This is a genomic window from Methylobacterium sp. ARG-1, assembly GCF_001262595.1.
Lineage (GTDB): Bacteria > Pseudomonadota > Alphaproteobacteria > Rhizobiales > Beijerinckiaceae > Methylobacterium > Methylobacterium brachiatum.
This window is the reverse complement of sequence record NZ_LHCD01000026.1, coordinates 64935-83650: the sequence shown is the minus strand read 5'-3', so window position 1 is coordinate 83650 and position 18716 is coordinate 64935. Positions and strand designations below refer to the sequence as shown.

General features: G+C 69.5%; 13 protein-coding genes and 1 pseudogene. 5 read left to right on the top strand and 9 right to left on the bottom strand.

Annotated features, from left to right (window positions below; translation table 11 throughout):
- A pseudogene (locus AKJ13_RS32440) lies at positions 1–256 on the bottom strand (hypothetical protein); the annotation flags it as partial.
- Positions 257–492: 236 nt separating this feature from the next.
- Positions 493–1275, bottom strand: coding sequence for a lytic transglycosylase domain-containing protein (locus tag AKJ13_RS21290; protein ID WP_050735154.1), 783 nt, complete (start codon positions 1273–1275; stop codon positions 493–495).
- A 751-nt stretch (positions 1276–2026) separates the two neighbouring features.
- On the opposite strand from AKJ13_RS21290, the gene AKJ13_RS21285 reads away from it, so the two are divergent.
- Entirely contained in the window at positions 2027–2713 is a 687-nt protein-coding gene (locus AKJ13_RS21285; RefSeq protein WP_050735153.1) for a methyltransferase domain-containing protein, read from the top strand.
- A 50-nt stretch (positions 2714–2763) separates the two neighbouring features.
- The gene (locus AKJ13_RS21280; protein WP_050735152.1) at positions 2764–3375 is read left to right on the top strand and encodes a hypothetical protein; all 612 of its coding nucleotides are present in this window, start codon (positions 2764–2766) and stop codon (positions 3373–3375) included.
- 147 nt (positions 3376–3522) lie between these two features.
- On the opposite strand, the gene AKJ13_RS21275 is transcribed toward AKJ13_RS21280, so the two are convergent.
- The gene (locus tag AKJ13_RS21275) at positions 3523–5214 is read right to left on the bottom strand and encodes an aminotransferase class III-fold pyridoxal phosphate-dependent enzyme (RefSeq protein WP_050735151.1); all 1692 of its coding nucleotides are present in this window, start codon (positions 5212–5214) and stop codon (positions 3523–3525) included.
- 32 nt (positions 5215–5246) lie between these two features.
- On the opposite strand from AKJ13_RS21275, the gene asd reads away from it, so the two are divergent.
- Positions 5247–6146, top strand: coding sequence for an archaetidylserine decarboxylase (asd, locus tag AKJ13_RS21270; protein WP_082317052.1), 900 nt, complete (start codon positions 5247–5249; stop codon positions 6144–6146).
- A gap of 1341 nt (positions 6147–7487) precedes the next feature.
- Here the strand turns inward: asd and AKJ13_RS21265 are convergent.
- The 5 genes from AKJ13_RS21265 to AKJ13_RS21245 all read right to left on the bottom strand — a co-directional run bounded on the left by AKJ13_RS21265 (position 7488) and on the right by AKJ13_RS21245 (position 13484).
- Entirely contained in the window at positions 7488–9545 is a 2058-nt protein-coding gene (locus AKJ13_RS21265) for an AAA family ATPase (RefSeq protein ID WP_050735150.1), read from the bottom strand.
- The gene (locus AKJ13_RS21260; protein WP_236961626.1) at positions 9542–9997 is read right to left on the bottom strand and encodes a hypothetical protein; all 456 of its coding nucleotides are present in this window, start codon (positions 9995–9997) and stop codon (positions 9542–9544) included. The genes AKJ13_RS21265 and AKJ13_RS21260 overlap by 4 nt, the downstream gene beginning before the upstream one ends.
- Positions 9998–10071: 74 nt before the next feature.
- A complete protein-coding gene (locus tag AKJ13_RS21255) occupies positions 10072–11355 on the bottom strand; it encodes an SIR2 family protein (RefSeq protein WP_050735162.1) in 1284 nt (427 codons plus the stop codon).
- A 312-nt stretch (positions 11356–11667) separates the two neighbouring features.
- Positions 11668–12336, bottom strand: a complete 669-nt coding sequence (locus AKJ13_RS21250; protein WP_050735148.1) for a uracil-DNA glycosylase — start codon at positions 12334–12336, stop codon at positions 11668–11670.
- Entirely contained in the window at positions 12333–13484 is a 1152-nt protein-coding gene (locus tag AKJ13_RS21245) for a nucleoside triphosphate pyrophosphohydrolase family protein (protein ID WP_050735147.1), read from the bottom strand. Before AKJ13_RS21245 ends, AKJ13_RS21250 begins: the two co-directional genes overlap by 4 nt.
- Before the next feature lie 206 nt (positions 13485–13690).
- Here AKJ13_RS21245 and AKJ13_RS21240 point away from each other — a divergent pair, with 206 nt between their 5' ends.
- Positions 13691–14218 (top strand): hypothetical protein, encoded by a 528-nt coding sequence (locus AKJ13_RS21240; protein ID WP_050735146.1) that lies wholly within the window; start codon positions 13691–13693, stop codon positions 14216–14218.
- A gap of 7 nt (positions 14219–14225) precedes the next feature.
- Positions 14226–14819, top strand: coding sequence for a hypothetical protein (locus tag AKJ13_RS21235; RefSeq protein WP_050735145.1), 594 nt, complete (start codon positions 14226–14228; stop codon positions 14817–14819).
- Between the two features lie 603 nt (positions 14820–15422).
- On the opposite strand, the gene AKJ13_RS21230 is transcribed toward AKJ13_RS21235, so the two are convergent.
- Entirely contained in the window at positions 15423–18716 is a 3294-nt protein-coding gene (locus tag AKJ13_RS21230) for a CusA/CzcA family heavy metal efflux RND transporter (RefSeq protein WP_050735144.1), read from the bottom strand.

Genomic DNA, 18716 nt, shown 5'->3' with positions numbered 1-18716 from the left:
TGGCATTGCGCCAGGCTTCAGGCGCCGGGGCTTCCGCGTCTGCCACGTGGGTCTCGGCCTCGACGGGTGACTCGCTCTGCGCGACCGGCGGGGCGGCTTCGGCCGGGCGGTCAACAAACGGACGTCCCGCAGGCGGGAGACCGGTTCCGAGGGCGGCCAGGGCCACCGCGGCGGTCAGGGCTGCCAGGGGCGCCGCATAGGAATGGCGCGCAGTCCGGGGGGTGGGGCCGTCCAGCGGCACGGAGTCGATAGCCATGCGGGCGCCAATGCTCTCGTCGCGGAGCGGGCGCCTGCCGGATCATCGGCGCTGCGGCTTCTGAGGGCCGTCAACGCGAATCGATGGGCCGGCCGGCCCCGCCGAGATGAATCAGCGGGGGCGGGCCGGCTTTTCTGCGGCGGCTACGTGGTCGATTGCGGTTCGATCGAGACCATTTTCGGGCGGATAGAGATTTCAAACCTGAATGCTTGGTCTCATCCGCGATCGATCAATGTTCAGTCGTTATCGATCTGCTTTCCGAGCTGCGCGATCGCCCGCTGGTAGACCGATGCGGCGTTCCAGCCCTGGATCGCGGCGAAGTTCGGCTCGCCGGGCTGATAGCCCGCGCCGGCGCGCCAGCCATGCGCCTTCAGGAAGTTCGCGGTCGACGACAGGGCGGCACCGACATTGTTCAGATCGCCGGTGCCGTAGGACAGGACGTTCTTGGGCAGGAACTGGGTGTGGCCGACCTCACCGTGCGCCGCGCCGCGGGTGCTCGGCGACAGCAGACCGCGGTCGACCAGGGTCAGCGCCGCGTAGAGCTGGTCCGTGAAGTAGTCGGAGCGGCGGCAATCGTAGGCGAGGGTCGCCACCGCCGAGAGAGTGTTGACGTTGCCGCGGACCGCGCCGAAACCGGTCTCCATGCCCCAGATCGCCAGGAGCGGCCCCGGGGGGACGCCGTAGCGCTGCTCGATCGAATCGAACAGGGCCGCGTTGGTGCGCTTGAGCTGACGCCCCTTCGACACGATGGTCGGACCGCCGCGCTTGGCGAGGAACTGCTCCAGGGACAGCTTGAAGCTGCGTTGGCCGCGATCGGCCGAGATCGTGGCCGTGGAGTAGCTGGTGCCCTCGAGGGCGGCCAGGCTCGCCGCGCTGGCCTTGCCGCGCGCCTCCTGAGCGAATTCCCGCTTCCAGGCCTCGAATCCCGCCGCCGTGTTGCCGCACTGCGCGGCCTCCGCCCGCCCTGCCATTCCGGCGAGCCCGGCGATCGCCGCCACAGCCAGGGTCATACGCCGCATTTGTTCGATCACGCGAAACACTCCTTCGACGCGAAACCGCGCCATGGTCTTCAACCGATACCGGGGAACATCTCGTCGACAACAGGGCGAGAAGATGTCGGACAAACCGTCCGCCAGCACTGTGGTATTCGAACCATAGCGCAAGCCGGGCCGACCGCTGAGATGTCCGACCCGGCGTTTCGCATCATCGTGAACGAGACCTGCCACCGGTCCGTGCCGGTGAAGCCCGCATCGGCGGGACCGTATCGGGGGCGTCGCATCCGGCTGCCGGACAAGATTCCGAAGAGGATCGGGGTCTCAAGCCGTGTTGTTGCATAGCCAATGCTTTGCCAGCGAAGCGGATTTCCGTAAAAGACCCTTTTGTGATGTCACAACATCGTCAAACGACAATCATAGCTTTGCCGGCGGAAAGATCGCCGCGGAGAAACGGTGTGGGGCCGATGACGTTCCGCTTAGCTTTGCGCCTCCGGCGCCGCCGTTTCGTCTGATCGCGCCCGCGCGATGTCTGTGATGTCATCGGCGGATCGACCGCGTTCAGCCAGCCAATGCGGCCGCTCCGATCTGTTTCCCGCCCGCGGATCGGCGCCGCCGGAACCGGCGTCGCGACCCAGCCGCGCGGCGGTGCCCGAACCCAGCGTGATCCCGGTCCGGGCCTGAGCCCGGTCACCCCCTGAATCCCGGATCCCTCGGCCCGCGACGCGGCCGGCGGCCGGGTGCCTCAGCCTGACAGACAGCGAGAGACAGGACCCTCATGGCCCTCGGAACGCAGAGCACCGGTTCACCGCGGGCGGCGACGCTCGGCCCCGACCTCGATCGCGACGGCGTCGCCAAGGCCTATGGCCGTTGGGCGCCGGTCTACGATCTGGTGTTCGGCCCGGTCTTCGCCCAGGGGCGGACCCTGGCGGCGGCCGCCGCCGAGCGGATCGGCGGGCGCGTCCTCGAAGTCGGCGTCGGCACGGGCCTGTCCCTGCCGGCCTACCGGCGCGCGGCCAGCATCGTCGGGATCGATATCTCGGCGCCGATGCTGGAGAAGGCGCGCAGCCGCGTCGCCCGGCTGGCCCTGCGCAACGTCGAGCGCCTCGCCGTCATGGATGCCGAGCATCTCGATTTCGGCGACGCCTCCTTCGACGTGGTGGTCGCCCAGTATGTCGTGACTGCGGTGCCGAACCCCGAGGTCGCCCTCGATGAGTTCGCCCGGGTCCTGCGCCCCGGCGGCGAGATCGTCATCACCACGCGGATCGGCGCCGAGGGCGGCCTGCGCCGCCTGGTCGAGCACACGCTCATGCCGATCACGAGCCGCCTGGGATGGCGGACCGAATTTTCCTGGGAGCGCTACGCTGCCTGGGCGGCGAACGCCCCGGTGGAGATCGTCGAGCGCCGCGCCCTGCCGCCGCTCGGCCACTTCTCCCTGATCCGCCTGCGCAAGCGCGAGGCCTGATCGCGCCCGCCTTCTACCAGCCCACCCAAGATCGAACGGAGACGTACGGCATGGCGAGCTTTCTCGAGGCGTTGCGCATCCAGCGCTGGGATGACCACCGCTACTATCACCACAATCGAATCAACCAGAGCTTGCACATGGTCAGTGCCGGGAGCTTCCTGGTGGCCTACGCGCTTGCCTTCAAGGATCCCGCGACGGCGGCGCTGGTCGGCTGGCTGGTGGCGATGACCAGCCGGCAGGCCGGCCACCTGTTCTTCGAGCCGAAGGGCTACGACCACGTCAACAACGCGACGCACGAGCACAAGGAAGAGATCAAGGTCGGCTACAATCTTCAGCGCAAGATCGTGCTGCTGGCGATCTGGGCGCTGTCGCCGCTGCCGCTCTACTTCGATCCGAGCCTATTCGGCCTGCTCGAGCCGCATCAGACGACCGCCGACCTGATCCGCAACGTCGGCTGGATCTGGCTGTGGCTGGCAGGCGCGGGCCTGTTGTTCCGCACCGTGCAGCTGTTCTTCGTGCGCGACGTGCAGACCGGCCTGGTCTGGGCGACCAAGATCCTCACGGACCCATTCCACGACATCAAGCTCTACCACAAGGCGCCGCTGGCCCTGCTCCACGGCGAGCTCAACGAAGAGCACGAGCCGCACGAGCGCGGCGCCTGAACCCACCTGCATCGCCGAGCCGGGGGATTCCCGGTCCCGGCGATGCCGGACATGTCCCGGTTCCAGAAGGTCCTCGACCTTATGCCGGTGCCGGGCAGAGCGCTGCGAGGGCACCGCCCAGGGGCCCGCAGGCCTCTGAAACCCCGATCAGGCCCGGTCGGGCGCCCGGAGGCCGAGACGGGCGCCCAGCTTGCCGAGCCGGACCGCCGCGACCTCCCGCAGGATCGCCCGGCGGATCGCCTTGTCGGTCGGGGCGCCGCCCTCCCACCAGCCATCGGCCCGCATGGCATTCGCCGCCGCCACGAAGCGGGCGGCGACCGCCTCGAACGCCGCGTCGTCGTAGGCGAGGCTGAAGATCATCCGGCCGGTCCCAACCCAGGACAGCGCCAGCCCCTCGGCACGCAGGTAGAATTGCAGCATCCAGTTGTAGCGCGACGGCCGCGTGTAGAGGACCGTCCAGACCGTGGACATGTTCGCCACCCGTACCGGCAACTCGGCCTCCGCCAGCAGGGCGTTGAGCCGCGCGGCCCGGGCGTCCCAGGTGGCGTCGAGGTCGCGGTACAGGGCGGCGACCTCCGGCGTCTCGAGCCGGTCGAGGAACGCGCTCATGGCACCCATCACGTAGGGATGCGCGTTGAAGGTGCCGCGGGCGAAGCAGATGTCCACCGGGCGGTCGTCCCGGAAGCGCCGCATCAGGTCGGCCCGGCCGCACAGCACGCCGACCGGCAGGCCGCCGCCCAGGGTCTTGCCATAGGTCACCATGTCGGCGCGGACGTCGAAATACGCTTGCGCACCGCCCCGGGCGAGGCGGAAGCCGAGGAAGACCTCGTCGAGGATCAGGACGATGCCGTTCGCCGTGCAGACCGCGCGCAACGCCTTCAACCATGTCGTGTAGGCGGCGCGATCAAAGGAAGCCTTGCGGCCGCTGTCGACCAGCGCCGAATCGGACGGCGCGCCGGCATTCGGGTGCATGGCCTGGAGCGGGTTGACCAGCACGCAGGCGACGTCCCGCCGGCTGGCCAGGACCTTCAGCGTCCGCTCGGACATGTCGGCCAGGGTGAGCGTGTCGCGCGTCGGCACCGGGTTGCCGATGCCCGGCTGCACCTCACCCCACCAGCCGTGATACGCGCCGCAGAACCGCACGATCCGGCGCCGGCCGGTATGGTAGCGGGCGAGCCGCACCGCCTGCATCACCGCCTCGGTGCCCGACATGTGGAACGAGACCTCGTCGAGGCCCGACAGCGCCTTGAGCCGCGCCACGTTGCCGGTCACCACCGGGTGCAGCGGCCCCAGGACCGGGCCGAGGGCGGCGACCTTGGCGGCGCCCGCCTCCAGGCAGGCGCGGTAGAAGTCCACACCGAACAGGTTGACCCCGTAGGACCCGGCCAGGTCGTAGAAGACGTTGCCGTCGAGATCCGTGACAGTCACGCCCGCCGAGGCGGCCGCGAAGGCCCCGGCGCCGAGATGCGCGCGCACATGGCCGGCATACTGGAACGGCACTCGGTACAGGCCGGTGAACTGAAGATCCGAGAGCCCGTCGCGAACTGCTTCGGTCTCGGCCCGGGTGCGGGCGAACCGCGTGCGGTAGAGTTCGGCCAGCCGGGCGAAGCCGTTCTCCCGGCGCAGCGCCACCGTCTCGTCCGGGTCGTCGGATCGAAAGAAGGTGCGCTCGGAATAGGCGTAGTGCGGGATCAGCCCCGCCACCCGCCGGGCCATCCGGGCATGCCCGGTCAGGGACGGATGCTTGGCCCGGGACAAGTGAAGGCGCTGCGCGGCCTTCGGCAGAGCGATCACCGCGGCTGCGGCGGTGGCGGACAGGGTGGCGAGGAGTGCGGACATCGCCCCACGCCGTATCGGAGGCGGTTCACGGCATGATGACGGTTTCGGCGGGATCGCGGCTGCGGCGCGCCCTGGCGCAGGTCGGCGCCCAGGAGGATCTGAATTTCCTGCTCACCAACCGGCTGCCACGCCGGCTCGCCACCCGGTTCATGGGCTGGTTCAGCCGGATCGAGCAGCCCCTGGTGCGCGACGTCTCGATCGCGACCTGGCGCCTGTTCTGCGACGTCGACCTCAGCGACGCCGCCGAGACCCGCTTCCCGAGCCTCCACGCCGCCTTCGTGCGCGCGCTGCGCCCCGGCGCCCGACCGATCGCCCCGGATCCAGCGATCCTGGTGAGTCCCAGCGACGCGATCCTGGGTGCGCATGGCCGGATCGAGGCGGGGCGCCTGCTCCAGATCAAGGGCCTATCTTACAGCCTGGCCGACCTGCTCGGGGGCGATGCGGATCTGGCTCGCGCCCATGAGGGCGGCGCCTACGCGACCCTGCGGCTGACCGCCGGGATGTATCACCGCTTCCACGCGCCCCACGACCTCCGGGTCGAATCGGTCCGCCATATCTGGGGGGATACCTGGAACGTGAACCCGATCGCGCTGAAGCGCGTCGAGGCCCTGTTCTGCCGCAACGAGCGGGCCGTGCTGCGCCTGCGGATCGCCGGCCACGCCGTGACCCTGGTGCCGGTGGCGGCGATCCTGGTGGCTGGCCTGCGCCTCGGCTTCCTGCCGGACGGCGTCGCCCTGCGCCGGACCAACGGCCGCCCCCTGCCCTGCACGGCCCGCCTGGAGAAGGGCGCGGAGATGGGCTGGTTCGAGCACGGCTCGACCATCGTTGTCCTGACCCCGCCGGGCTTCACCCTGTGGCCGACCCTGCAGGAAGGCGCACGCCTGCGCATGGGCGAGCCGCTGATGCGGCTGCCCGAGCGCGGCGCGCCGTAGCGTGTCATTTCTCGGCAAAGCTTGTCCTGATTTGAGGAATCCCCACAGGGAGTGCTCTCAAATGAGCTTAGCCTAAAGCACACGGAACTCTGTCCATACAGATCCGTGCTTACAGAGAAGTTTGACCTTGTTCGCGAACGGCCCCTCACGTCCGCTCAGCTTCGCGTTTCCGTGTTCTCGACCGACTGCGGCTTCCGCGATGGCTCGGAGGATAACAAATTGCCCTCGTCTCACCGTCTCACCGTCTCACCGTCTCACCGTCACGGTTTTTCGGATTGAGGCGGCAGTACCACAGCCTGGTTCCGGAAAAGAATCTGCGCAGCACAGTCCGCAGCAGATCCGACAACCCGCCTTGGTGCACGCTAACATGAGAATTTGTCTTGATTTCTGTTACCTCTGGAGGGGCGGTCTCATTTAAGTTTATCCCGATTTGTAGGGAACGTGATCCGCCTCGCTCCCTAGACCCGACATGCCCAGGCGCGGATGCCTGGTCCAACCCTTGGAAACAGAGGCCGGCATCAAACCCGATGCCGGCTCGATCATAGGGCCGATGGGTCCAGACCGCGTCCTTAGCGTGATCTGCGGACCGGACCATGCCCTTCGGGTTGCCGTACTTTCTTTTCGGAATGGCCGCGAGGACACCACCGGCCCCCAACGCCGGGGGGCATCCGGTCGAGCGCCCTGATCGTTCAGGTCCGAGGAGGCGCCCTGGCGGTCGGCTCGGCTGGCTTCGCCGATACCGTCGCTGCGGTCCTCACGTGTTCGGATCGGCCGCTCCACGATGATCTGGACGGCGGCCCGGCATGCACGAGGAAGCCGCCTCGGGACGAGGCGAGCCGGACGGCTGGGACAGCCGAGGCAGACTATCATGAAAGCGTGTCCCGATTTACGGCCCTGCCAATGGTACGCACTCAAGAGAGCTTATCCCGATTGTCAGGGAAGCCTGTCCTCACGCCCGGGATGTGCTTGAAGCCGGTGGCCTCCGCAGAGGGGGTGGCCTCCGCAGAGGGGCGCCCGTGACCGCGCCGCCCCTCTGCGGACATGATGATTCCCGTGTTGGGCCTGAGCCAGGACCGCTGGCCGGGACGAAACCTTTTCGGTTTCGCGGCCTGATCGGGCATCCACTCCCCGGAATTGCCGCGCGCAGGAATGCTCTCCGCTTTCGACGGGCAGGGCGACACCCACGTCGGACGGGGTCTGCGGAGAGCGGGGAGCGTTTGCGAGGCGGTCGTCGAGCTCCCTGCCCTCTTCCTTCGTCGAGGTCACGAAATCGGGGACCGCGGGTCGAAACACCGGTCCTGGGCGGGCACAGCCCCGACGCCGTCGGTCATCGAGGCCGTCTCAGCTCGCCGCGCTCAGGTCCCTTGCCCTCCTGAGCACGCCGACCATGGCTGGTTCGATGTCCGTCGAGCGAGTGACCGAGGCACCCCCGCCGGGAACAAGATCCAGGTCGTGGCGGCGACCGAGCGCCGTGGGCTCGCTCATGAGGCGCCGGCACAGCAATTCCGCCAACGACGGATCCTCGACGGCACAGACGATCTGCCGGCCCGACCGCTGCAGGGCCGACAGGACCTCGACCAAGTGCAAGGCCCGGAAATCATCGATGTGCTGGACCGGGTCGTCGAGCATGAGCGTCCGCCAATTGCACCATGGCCGGGACAGGTGAACGGAGAGGAGGAAGGCCAGCCCGGCCGCACGCCTCTGCCCGCTGCTGAACACGAATTGCGGGTTCAAGCCGTTGCCGACCCGCAGGCTCAGGAAACGCCTGACGTCGCCGCGTATGCCGTAATCGATGGTCCGCCACTCGGAATGCGGGCGAAGCCGCTGGTACAGCTCGTTCAGCAGCGGGCTGATAACCGCCAGGCGCTCGTCGATGATCTCGGCATTCGTCCTGCGGACCGTACGATCCAGCGTCCGGGCGGTCGTCACCGCAGCGTGGGCGCGCGCGAGCCGGTCGCTCGCGTCGTCGGCCTCTGCCCGAAGCGCTTCGAGGCGCGCTTCGAGCTCCGTTACGCGTTCCACCGCCTGCGAAGCTTCCAAGGTGAGGATGCTCCGTTCCAGGTCGATCAACCGACTCCTTTCGGCCTCCACCACCTCCTCCAGGGCCTCTGGGTCGTAGGCCAGCTCTCCATCCAGGGAACGTCGCACGAGCTCGGCCGAAAGCGCCTCTTCCCGGGCTTCCAGCTCGGCTTGGGCGGACGCGAGGCGATGGACGACCGTCTCGGCCTGCTTCAGGATCTCGCCGGCATCCTCGACCCGGGTTCGGGCCGCCGCGACCTCGCCTCGCGCCTCCGGCACTGCCGACCGCCGGGCGGCGAGGCGCTGGCGCGCGGATGCGAGCCCCGTCTCGAACTCGGGGGCGCCCTGCGGCGCGCGGCATAGCGGGCAACGGTCGTCATGCAGGCCGATCCGGCTGCCGTGATCGACCAGGATCGCGAGCGACGCGGCGAGGCCGTCGCTTTCCTGTTCACGGTCCAGGCGCGCCTCGGCGGCCTGCAGCTGGCGGCGGGCTTCCTGGACCGCGACCTCGGCTTCGGCCACCGCCACCGCGTCCCGGCCTGCGCTGTCGCCGTGTCGCGCGACCGTGTCGCGCAATGCGGCCACCGCGCGAGCCTCGTCGGCGACCCATCCCATCTCGCCGAGGTTCGAACGGCGCCTGGCCAGCGTCTTCCGAGCTGCCGCGACCCGAGCTCCCAGGTCGGGGCCGGCCCCAGGCGTAAGCTCGTCCAGGGTGGCAAGGACGGCCGCGACGTCCCCGGCCTGCAGGGCGACGTCCCGGATCTGCTCCAAGTCGGTCAGCGCCGCGGTCAGACGTGCGCGCGCCTCCTCATAGGCCTGCGCGGCGGCATTGTGTACGGCCTCGGCGGAGGACAGGGCCTCGCGAGCCTTGGCGGCGTAATCCGGACCCTCGATGGCGCCCAGCGCCGCGCGCACGAACTCGAACCGTTGCGTTTCCGTCAGGTCGAGGCTGAGCGCAGCGATCCATTCGTCGCGAATGATGGATGTCCTGCAGACCTGCTGGAGGGCCCGCTCGGGCTGCGCGCCCGGAACGCAGAGCATCGCCTCGATGCGTGCCGCGTCCCGGTCGGCGCCGGTCTCGCGCGAGCGCGTCACTGCGAAGCCGCTCCCGTCATCGGCGCGGAATCCCACGGTGACGAAGTGCGCCTCCGGGTGGCCTTCGCCGCGCCACCAGACGTAGTCGTCGAGGCTTTCCTTCGCCGCCTTGTCGACGAGGTACTTGTCGATTTGGCCGGTGAGGGCGAACTCGACCGCGTCGCACAGCGTGCTCTTCCCGACGCCGTTGCGTCCGCAGATCACGGTGAAGCCAGTGCCGAAATCGACCCGCTGGCGCTCCAGGAAGCCCCGGAAGCCGCACAGTTCGAGGTAGTCGAGCCTCATGGCGCATCCACCAGGATGCGCGCCACCTCGGAAGCGCTCGCCGCGCCCAGGAACGCGGCCACAGCGTCGTCCGGCAGGTCGCTCAAGCGCGCCCGCAGACGGGCCCGGTAATCGGCCCCGCCGATCTCGGGTGCGCTGAGGACCGGCAGGAGGGGCAACAACGTTCTTCGCAAATCGGCCACCGTGCGCAAGTCGCCGCGCGCGATCTTGCGGGTCATGGAGAAGTCCTCCTCGATCCGCTCGATCCGCCGCGCGAGGGCCGGTTCGGAGCCGCAAGCCAGGAACAAGGCGTAAACGTTCCAGGCCTTTGTGCCTGCAGAGCGCAACGAGGCCGCATGCCGGCCGAGCGTGGCCTGCTGGATTTGCTGCCAATCGGCGAGCAGGCTCTCGCCGCTCGCGAAGACGTGCAGGAATCCGACGACCGCCGCGTTCTCGAAGCAGACGACCGGCACGCTGCCGCCCGGCCAGGTCCAAGTCTCATAGCCTGCCGACCGGAGGAGCACCTCGGATTGAGTCGCTATGTCCATCACACGTCGAGCTCCCTGCGGGCGGCGGGAAGGTCGAGCCATGCCGCGGAGGCGCTCGGCCGGATTATGTCGCCCGGTCGCCCTTCCCGAACGACGTTCAACGGCAGGCCGACGTCGGTGGCTCCGGCGCAGACCACGATGTCGGCGACCTCGAACGGCGTCTCCCTGAACCGGTCCTGCACCGTCTGGAGCAGCATGCCCGAACCGTTCACGACCCTGATCCGGCGGCCCGCGAGATCATAGCCGACGGGGGTCTGGCTGGCACCGGCACGCCGCAGCAACAGGTGCGCGTAGCCCAGGACCTCGGACGGCCCCGGGTTCCGCAAGGTCGCCGCGGCGGTGGCCGGCACGCCCTCGGCGTCCCGTCGAAGGTCGTAGAGTTCCTCGCTGCCCAGGTCGGGCGGATCGAGCCAGCCCGCCTCACACTCCGCTCCGAGCTCGCTCTCCAACGCGGCGCGCCCGGCGTGCAGGACCTTGCGTAGGTACGCCTGGGAAAACGCCCTCCGGAGTTCGTCTAGGACTTCGGCCCCCGAACGCTGAACATGCGTGAACCGGACGTTCTCCGAATTGGCCAGGGTCCAGAGTTCGGGCGCCTTGGCCTGCAGGACGTCCTCGGGCGCCAAATCGACCAGCGTCACCGACAGCGGCGCGACGCCCGTCAATGCCTCGGCGAGAACGGTGTTGAGATAGGACCAATCCGACCAGAAGCCGACGACGAGCAGGTCGCTCTCGCGGAGGTGGTGGGCCATCCACGTCTTCGTCTTCTCGATGCGCGCGGCGATCACCCGGTCCTCGGTGAGCTGTGAGGCCGTCCAGACCGTGGCGCGCCGCTCGCGGACGGAGCAGCCATGAAACTTGAGCAGGGGCGCGTGCTTGCGGGCCTGGACCTTTGCCTCGTCGCCGTCGAGGGAGGCGAGGAGATCGAACCCGTATTCCTGCGCGCGGCGCTCGATCAGGGTGTCGTAATTCGCCGACACGACACCGGCGGCCAAGCGCGTGATCAGGAAGTCCGCCACCGCGGCGTGCCCGACGTTGGGCGGCCGGACGAAATCCTCCCAGGGCACGAGAGCGTCGATGAAGACCGACCCGAGCATGTCCTCCTTGGCGAAGATCTCCGCCAGGGACTCCAGGTCGCCGCGCAGTTCCTGCGGGCACTCCGGATCGATGCTCATGACATAGCGGTCGTAGCACCTGGCGGCCACGGTCCAGGCCGACGGCAGGGAACTCGGCGGCGCCATCGACAGGCCGGCGCCGCAGAGGAGGACGAGGCGCCCGGCTTCCATGGAGGCGAGCAATCGCGCACGAACCGCCGCGTCCAAACCGCCCCCCTTCGTCCGCCGGATCTTCGCCAAGGCGATAGACCGGAGGCACGCCTAAGGTAAAGCAAGGTGATCCGGCTTCCCGTTGCCCGCCCCGAGGGTTCACCGGTGCGTCGCACCCTGGAAGTCTCGCCGGCATAGGTGCGCGTGGCCGCCGGGGCGATGGGAAGGTTCGAGGCGTCTCATCCCGGGCCAGCATACGAACACGTGCTGGTGCGTCATGCCTGACTTGGAGGCCCGCCAGACCAACGTCGGGAAGATCCGGCTGCGGTTTCCTTACGGCAGCGTGAGTTGCACCGCGTGCGGAGCTTTGGCGGGTAGGCCGTACAACTCGCCCATCCGAGCGACGAACTCGGTCTGACCTCCGTAGCTGGGATGCCGGACCCGCTCGGCCGCCATACCCAAGTCCGCCAACGCCGCCTCGGCATCCCTCCCGATGGCGACCAGGACCCGGGGCCGCAATTCCGACACCAGCCATTCGAGGAGGTGGCGGGACGCCTGCCGTTCCCGACGGGTGTGGCAGCGATTGGACAGCGGGTCGCCCGACGCGTGCGGATGGAGCGGGAAGACGTTCCAGAGGAAGATCGGACGTCGCAGGTCCCGGAGAACCTGCCAGATCACCGTCGCCGTGCGCTCGGTCATCGCGGGGCCGCGGGTTGCCCGCGCCAGCGGCAATTGACCGTAGAGGCCGGCATGGGCGGAGAGGTGGGCCTCGTCCGTGAGCGCCAGGCCCGTGCGCCGCCCGCCACGGTACCCGAGGTCGCGCGCGATCCAGATCGAGTCGACGCCTCCGGCGAGGGCCGCCTCCAGCACGAGGCGCAGGTTCTCACGCCGGACCTGGGGCGCACCGACGCCGTCGTGGTCCGGGCAGGCCTCGGCGTAGGGGTTGAAGGTGTCGCTGAAGCGAAGCGCCGCGAGGGCCTCGATGAAGGCGCCAGGTGTCATGTCGGCAGGTCCTCGACCAGCATCTTCCGCCCGACCAGATCGAGCCGAAGGCGCCCGCGGCGCTTCTCCCGCAAGAAACGAAACGCTTCGTTACCGGCGAGGATGGCCTCTTCCCAAAGCCAGAGCGGGCAGGCCTCGACCTCGTAGCCGCGCACGAATTGCCTCACCGATTTCAGGAAGGCGAAGCCCAGGTCGCCCGGGCGCTGTCCTTCGAAGAAGCCGAGCTGCTTCGCCTCACCGAAGACGAACGTCGCCACGCCCTCCTCGATCAGGATCGCGCGCGCTCCGTCCTGCCCCTCGTCGACGCGGGCCTCGCTTTTCCTCTTCAGGCGGAACAGCGCGCGCGTCACCGGCGACCAGCCGAGGACGGCGGCGTAGGCATAGTGGAAGGCGTCGTGGAACCGGTAATCGTCCGGCTTCATGATGTTGTCGGTCAGGCGGTCGCCGATGAAGATGCCGTTGCATCGCTGCACGACGTACCGCCTGTCGTTCCCGCCGGTGCGCTCGAAGATGTCGATGGTCAACGCGCGGGGTAGGCGCTCTTCGTCCGGGAACGCCTCGTCGAACAGCGGCGGGGCGACGCGCGTCGCCGGCCAACGGTCCTCGGCCTTCGCGAGGTTGCGCATGGCGGCCTGCTCCAGGGTGACGCCGGCCTCGTTCGCGGCCGCGACGAGAAGGCCGAACACTGCGGAGAGACGCTCCAGGAGGTCCGGGCTTCCCGCGAGGTCGCCCCGCGCCCCCAGCGCGGCCAGCCGGCCGACGGCCCCGGCCAGCTGTAGCAGGGTGTGCTCGAAGGCGACGGTCGGGACGTGCAAAGGCAAGGCACGCTGCGGCTGCACGTCCGCGAAGGTCGGCTCGGGTCCCCCGGCGAGGTCCCGGCCGGCGAGATCCCCCAAGCGCAGCCCGGCGTGATCGGCGATCACCGCCAGGTACCAGAGCGCGTCGCCCATCTCCTCGACGACGCTCGCCTCGTAGCCGAGATAGGACCGCGCGTCGCGCTGCTTCTTCTTGGTCTCGCTCAGCAGGCTGCCCGTCTCGCCGAAGAGGCCGAGCACGGCCAGGTCGAGGCCGGTGCCCTTCCCTCGCGTCCGGTCCGTCCGGACCGCCCCGGCTTGATAACCGTTCAGGCTAAGCGGCGCCGTATCCATGTCCCCTCCCCGCTCCAGGTTGGCCTATCCTCAGGTTGCCATCGTCGGACCTTTCCGGCGCTCAGTCCAGGGTGCCGGTGCCCACCCGCGCCGCCGCGGACGGACCCTTGCCATACCGACCGCGGCTGACCACCTAAGCTTTACTGAGCCAGGCTCCCGGGCGTAATGCGCGACGGAAGGACCTGGGCACCGGGGAGAAGCCGCACATGCCGAAGGTTTGCGTGCTCGGTCCTGTCGACGACGAGGAACGCACGGCCCTGCTCAAGCTCTTGGCCGAGGCGGGCTGCGATGTCGTGGACGAGGAGGTCGCCGCCGTCGAGCCCGGCGAAGGGGAGGACGACGAGGGGGAAGACGGCGAGCACGTCGAGGATCCCGTTGCGCCGGAAGACGACGAGCCCGCACCCGCGGATGACGAGGCCCCCGCCGGTCACGCCGAGACGCCGGACGAGGACTTGGGGGTGATCGTGCTGTCTCCCGATTGCCTCGCGGACGAGGAGCTGGGGCGCGTGATGCAGCGGGCCGCCGCCCAGGGTCGTCGCGTGATCGGGATCTGGCCTCCTGGAACCCAGGACGAGACGCTGCCGCGCGCGTTCGAGGATTACGGCGGGGATACCGTCCCCTGGGATGCGGGCAGCCTGCGGGGCGCCCTACCGCGGAGGAACGCGAAGCCCGAGTGGTTGAAGCCCGACGCCCAGCCGCGGGCGGAGCGCCAGACCAAGCGGAACAAGTGCTGAGGCCGGCGTGCGCGTCCACTCCTACGTGATCGACCACGACCTCGGGTTCGCGCCCAATCCGTTCCACCGGGTGTGCACGCTGAGCGCGTGCAAACCGCTGATCCGGCAGCACGCGAGCGTCGGGGACTTCGTGGTCGGGACCGGCTCGATCCCGAACGGGATCAAGGACCGTGTCGTCTACTGGATGCGGGTCGACGAGATCCTCACCTTCGACCGGTACTGGGACGACGCTCGCTTCGGCGCCAAGCGACCGGTGATGTCCGGCAGCCGCATGCAGATCTACGGCGACAACATCTATCGCCGCTCGGCCGACGGCACCTTCGTCCAGGCCGATTCCTTCCATAGCGAGCCCGGGGGCGTCACCAGCCTGCCGAACCTGGTGCGCGACACCGGTCGGACGGACCGGGTGCTTCTCGGGCGCGAATACGCCTACTGGGGCGGTTCGGGCCCGCTGGTCCCCCAGGAACTGAGCGATCTCGTGCACAGCACGCAGGGCCATCGAAACCAGTTCACGCCCGAGCGGGTGAGCGCCTTCGTGACATGGCTCCGCGGCATGCCGGGCCGCGGCTTGCTGGGTCGGCCGGCGAACTGGCCAGCCTGAGAGCCGAGCGCCCCGGCGGCCCCACCGCCGGCGAACCCGGCCACGAGGCCATGGGCGTGACCCGCTACGAGGTGGCCTCGCCCCGGTCCTTCGGCGACATCGACGCCGCGCGCCGGCTGCCCCCGACGGGCGGCTAGGAAGGCGGCGCTTGCCGGAATGAGCCTGGCTCAGAAGCCTCTACCGCCGACTTGTCCCGTGCGATGCCAAGGGGCTTTCGAGTAGGGGTGACGGGCGGCGACCTTTCATCCGAGCCGGTCGGAAGTCCGGGCGGACAGCCGCTCGTGGCCATGGATCTGGCCTCGATCCGTCGAGCCACGGTGGCGGGACGCGAGCCGAGACCAGGCGTTCCCAAAGGCGTTGAATGGCGGCGGCACACATCGGGTTACGTCGTCCCGCCGCGTGCGCGCCGTCTCACTCGGTCCGTGGCAACCTCGGTGATGCCGATCCTTGCGCGCGGCTGCGCAGGACACGCTCTCAAGAAAGCTTGTCCCGTTTGCAGCACCGCGACAGCGGCGCTCTCAACACAGCTTGTCCCGATTTGCCCGGAACCTTGTCCCGCCGCGATGCGGACGCCCCGATCCGACCGCTCGCGGGGCCGTCCGGCTAAGGTGTTCGTGGGTCGGCCCACGCCACGACATGGCCTCGTGGAGCGGACGGGAGGGACGCCTTGGCCTTGCCGAACCGGACGTAGAGCGCCGGAAGGACCAGCAGCGTCAGGACGGTCGCGCTGGCCAAGCCGCCGATGACGACGGTCGCCAGCGGCCGCTGCACCTCCGCACCTGTGCCCGTCGCCAAAGCCATCGGCACGAAGCCCAGGGCGGCGACCAAGGCCGTCATAGCCACCGGCCGCAGCCGGGTCAGGGCGCCCTCGCGGACGGCATCCGGAATCGCCGTCCCCTCCGCCACGAGCGCGCGGATGTGGTTCAGCAGCACCAAGCCGTTCAGGACCGCGACGCCCGAGAGCGCGATGAACCCGACCGCGGCCGAGACCGAGAAGGGCATGTCGCGCAGCCACAGGGCCGCAACGCCGCCGGTCAGGGCCATCGGCACGGCGCTGAACACGATCAGCGCGTCGCGCCCGGACCCTAGCGCCCCGAGGAGCAGGAGGAAGATCAGCGCGAAGCAGGCCGGCACGACCGCCGCCAAGCGCTGGCGAGCGGCCGTCAGGTTCTCGAACTGCCCGCCCCACTTCACCTCGTAACCGGGCGGCAGCCGCACCTCGGCGGCGATGCGCGCCTGCGCCTCGGCCACCAGCGAGCCGATGTCGCGCCCGCGCACGTTCGCGGTGACCACGACGCGGCGGCGGCCGTTCTCGCGGCTCACCTGGTTCGGCCCCTCGCCCAAGGCGAACGAGGCGAGCTGCCGCAGCGGCACGCTCGTACCGCCGGCCGGCCCGGGAGCGGCCGGGACCCCGGTGCCCGTCCGCGCGGGCGCGGCCTGCGAGGGCGGTAGCGGCACCGGCAGGTTCCTCAACGCCTCGACGTCGCCCCGGGCGTCGTCGGCCAACCGGACCACGATGGCGAAGCGACGGTCGCCCTCGAACACCAGCCCGGCGTCCTTGCCGCCGACCGCCGTGCCGATGACGTCCTGCACGTCCGCCATGCTCAAGCCGCGCCGGGCGATCTCGCGCCGGTCGACCTTGATCTCCAGGAACGGCAGCCCGACCGCCTCCTCGACCTTCACGTCGGCGGCGCCCTCCAGGCTGCGCAGGATGCCGGCGATCTTGCGGGCGCCGTCGACCATCGGGCCGAACTCCTCGCCGAACACCTTCACCGCGAGGTCGTCGCGAACGCCCGCGATCAGCTCGTTGAAGCGCATCTGGATGGGCTGCGAGAACCCGAGCAGCGTGCCCGGGATCAGCTTCGCCTCGGCGTCCATGCGGGCGATCAACGATTCCTTCGCCTCGGACGGGTCCGGCCACTCCGCTTGGGGCCTCAGGATCAGGTAGGTGTCACAGGCGTTCGGCGGCATCGGGTCGGCGGCGATGTCGGGCGTGCCGCAGCGCGAGTAGACGAAGGCCACCTCCGGGAACTTGCTCATGGCGTCCTCGACGCCGAGCTGCATGGCCTGCGACTGCGAGATAGCCGTCGAGGGGATGCGCCGCGCCTCCATGACGATGTTCTTCTCGTCGAGCGTCGGGGTGAACTCCTGGCCGAGCCGCGTCGCCAGGGCCCCGGCCAGCCCGAGGACGACCACCGCGCCGCCTATGAAAGCCAAGGGCGTCCGGACCGCCCCGCCCAGCACCGGTCGATAGGCCGCCTTCAGTCCTCGGATCAGCAGGTTGTCGCCCTCGCCGACCCGCCCGGTGATGAAGGTCGCGACCATCGCCGGGACGAAGGTCAGGGACAGCACGAAGGCCGCCACGAGCGCGATCAGCACCGTCAGCGCCATGGGTGCGAAGGTCTTGCCCTCCACGCCGGTGAACGTCAGCAGCGGCACGTAGACCAGGATGATGATGGCCTGCCCGTAGACGCTCGGCTTGATCATCTCCTCGGCCGAGACGCGCACGGTCTCCAGCCGCTCGTCGAGGCTCAGCGTCCGTCCCAGCGCGTGCTGGCGCTCGGCCAGGTGGCGCAGGCTGTTCTCGGCGATGATGACCGCGCCGTCGACGATGAGCCCGAAGTCGAGCGCGCCGAGGCTCATCAGGTTGGCGCTGATGCGGCCCGCAAGCATGCCGGTCGCCGTCAGCATCATGGCGACGGGGATGACCAGGGCCGTGATGATCGCCGCCCGGATGTTGCCGAGCGCCAGGAACAGCACCGCGACGACCAGCAGCGCACCCTCGGCCAGGTTCCTGGACACCGTCCGGATCGTGGCGTCGACGAGGTCGGTCCGGCTGAGCAGCGTCCGGGCCTGGATGCCCGGCGGGAGAAGCTTGTTGATCTCCTTGATCTTGGCGTCCGCGGCCGCCGAGACGGTTCGGCTGTTCTCGCCGATGAGCATGAGGGCGGTGCCCAGCACGACCTCGCGGCCGTTCTCGCTGGCCGAGCCGGTCCGGAGCTCGCGGCCGATCCCGACCTCGGCGACGTCCCTCACCAGGATCGGTATCCCGGCCCGGGTCGCCACGACGACATCGCGGATCTGGTCGACGTTCTCGATCAGCCCTCCGGCCCGGACGACATAGCCCTCGCCGTTGCGCTCGACGTAGTTGGCGCCTCGGGTCACGTTGTTGGCTCCGATGGCCCGGGTCAGGTCGGCGAAGCCCAGGCCGTAGCCGACGAGCTTCATCGGGTCGGGCTTGACCTGGTACTCCTTGACGAAGCCGCCGATGGCATCGGCACCGGCCACGCCCGGCACGCTCTTCATCTGTGGCCGGATGATCCAATCCTGGACCGTGCGCAGGTAGACCGTGCGCTCGAAGTCGGACCTCAGCCGCTCGCCCTCGGGCGTCAGGTAGCTGCCGTCCGACTGCCAGCCCGGCAGGCCATCGCGGACCGGGGCGCCGTCGCCGGCGGCCTGGTACTCGACCGCCCACCAGTAAATCTCGCCGAGGCCGGTCGAGATCGGCCCGAGCCTGACCTCGACCCCGGGTGGCAGGGTGTTGCGCACCTCGCCCAGGCGCTCGTTCACCTGTTGCCTGGCGAAGTAGACGTCGACCTTGTCGCTGAACACGGCCGTGAGCTGGGCGAAGCCGTTGCGCGAGAAGGAGCGCAAGCTCTCCAGGCCCGGCGTGCCGGCGAGCGCCCGCTCGACCAGGACCGTGACCTGCTTCTCGATCTCGACCGGCGTCAGCGCCGGCGCGATGGCGTTGACCTGGACCTGGTTGTTGGTGACGTCCGGCACCGCGTCGATTGGCAGCCGCGCGAGCGACCAGGCCCCGAAGGCGGTGGCGATGAGCGTCACCAGGATGACCGCGTAGCGGTTGGCGACGGAGAAGGCGAGGATCGGGCGGATCAC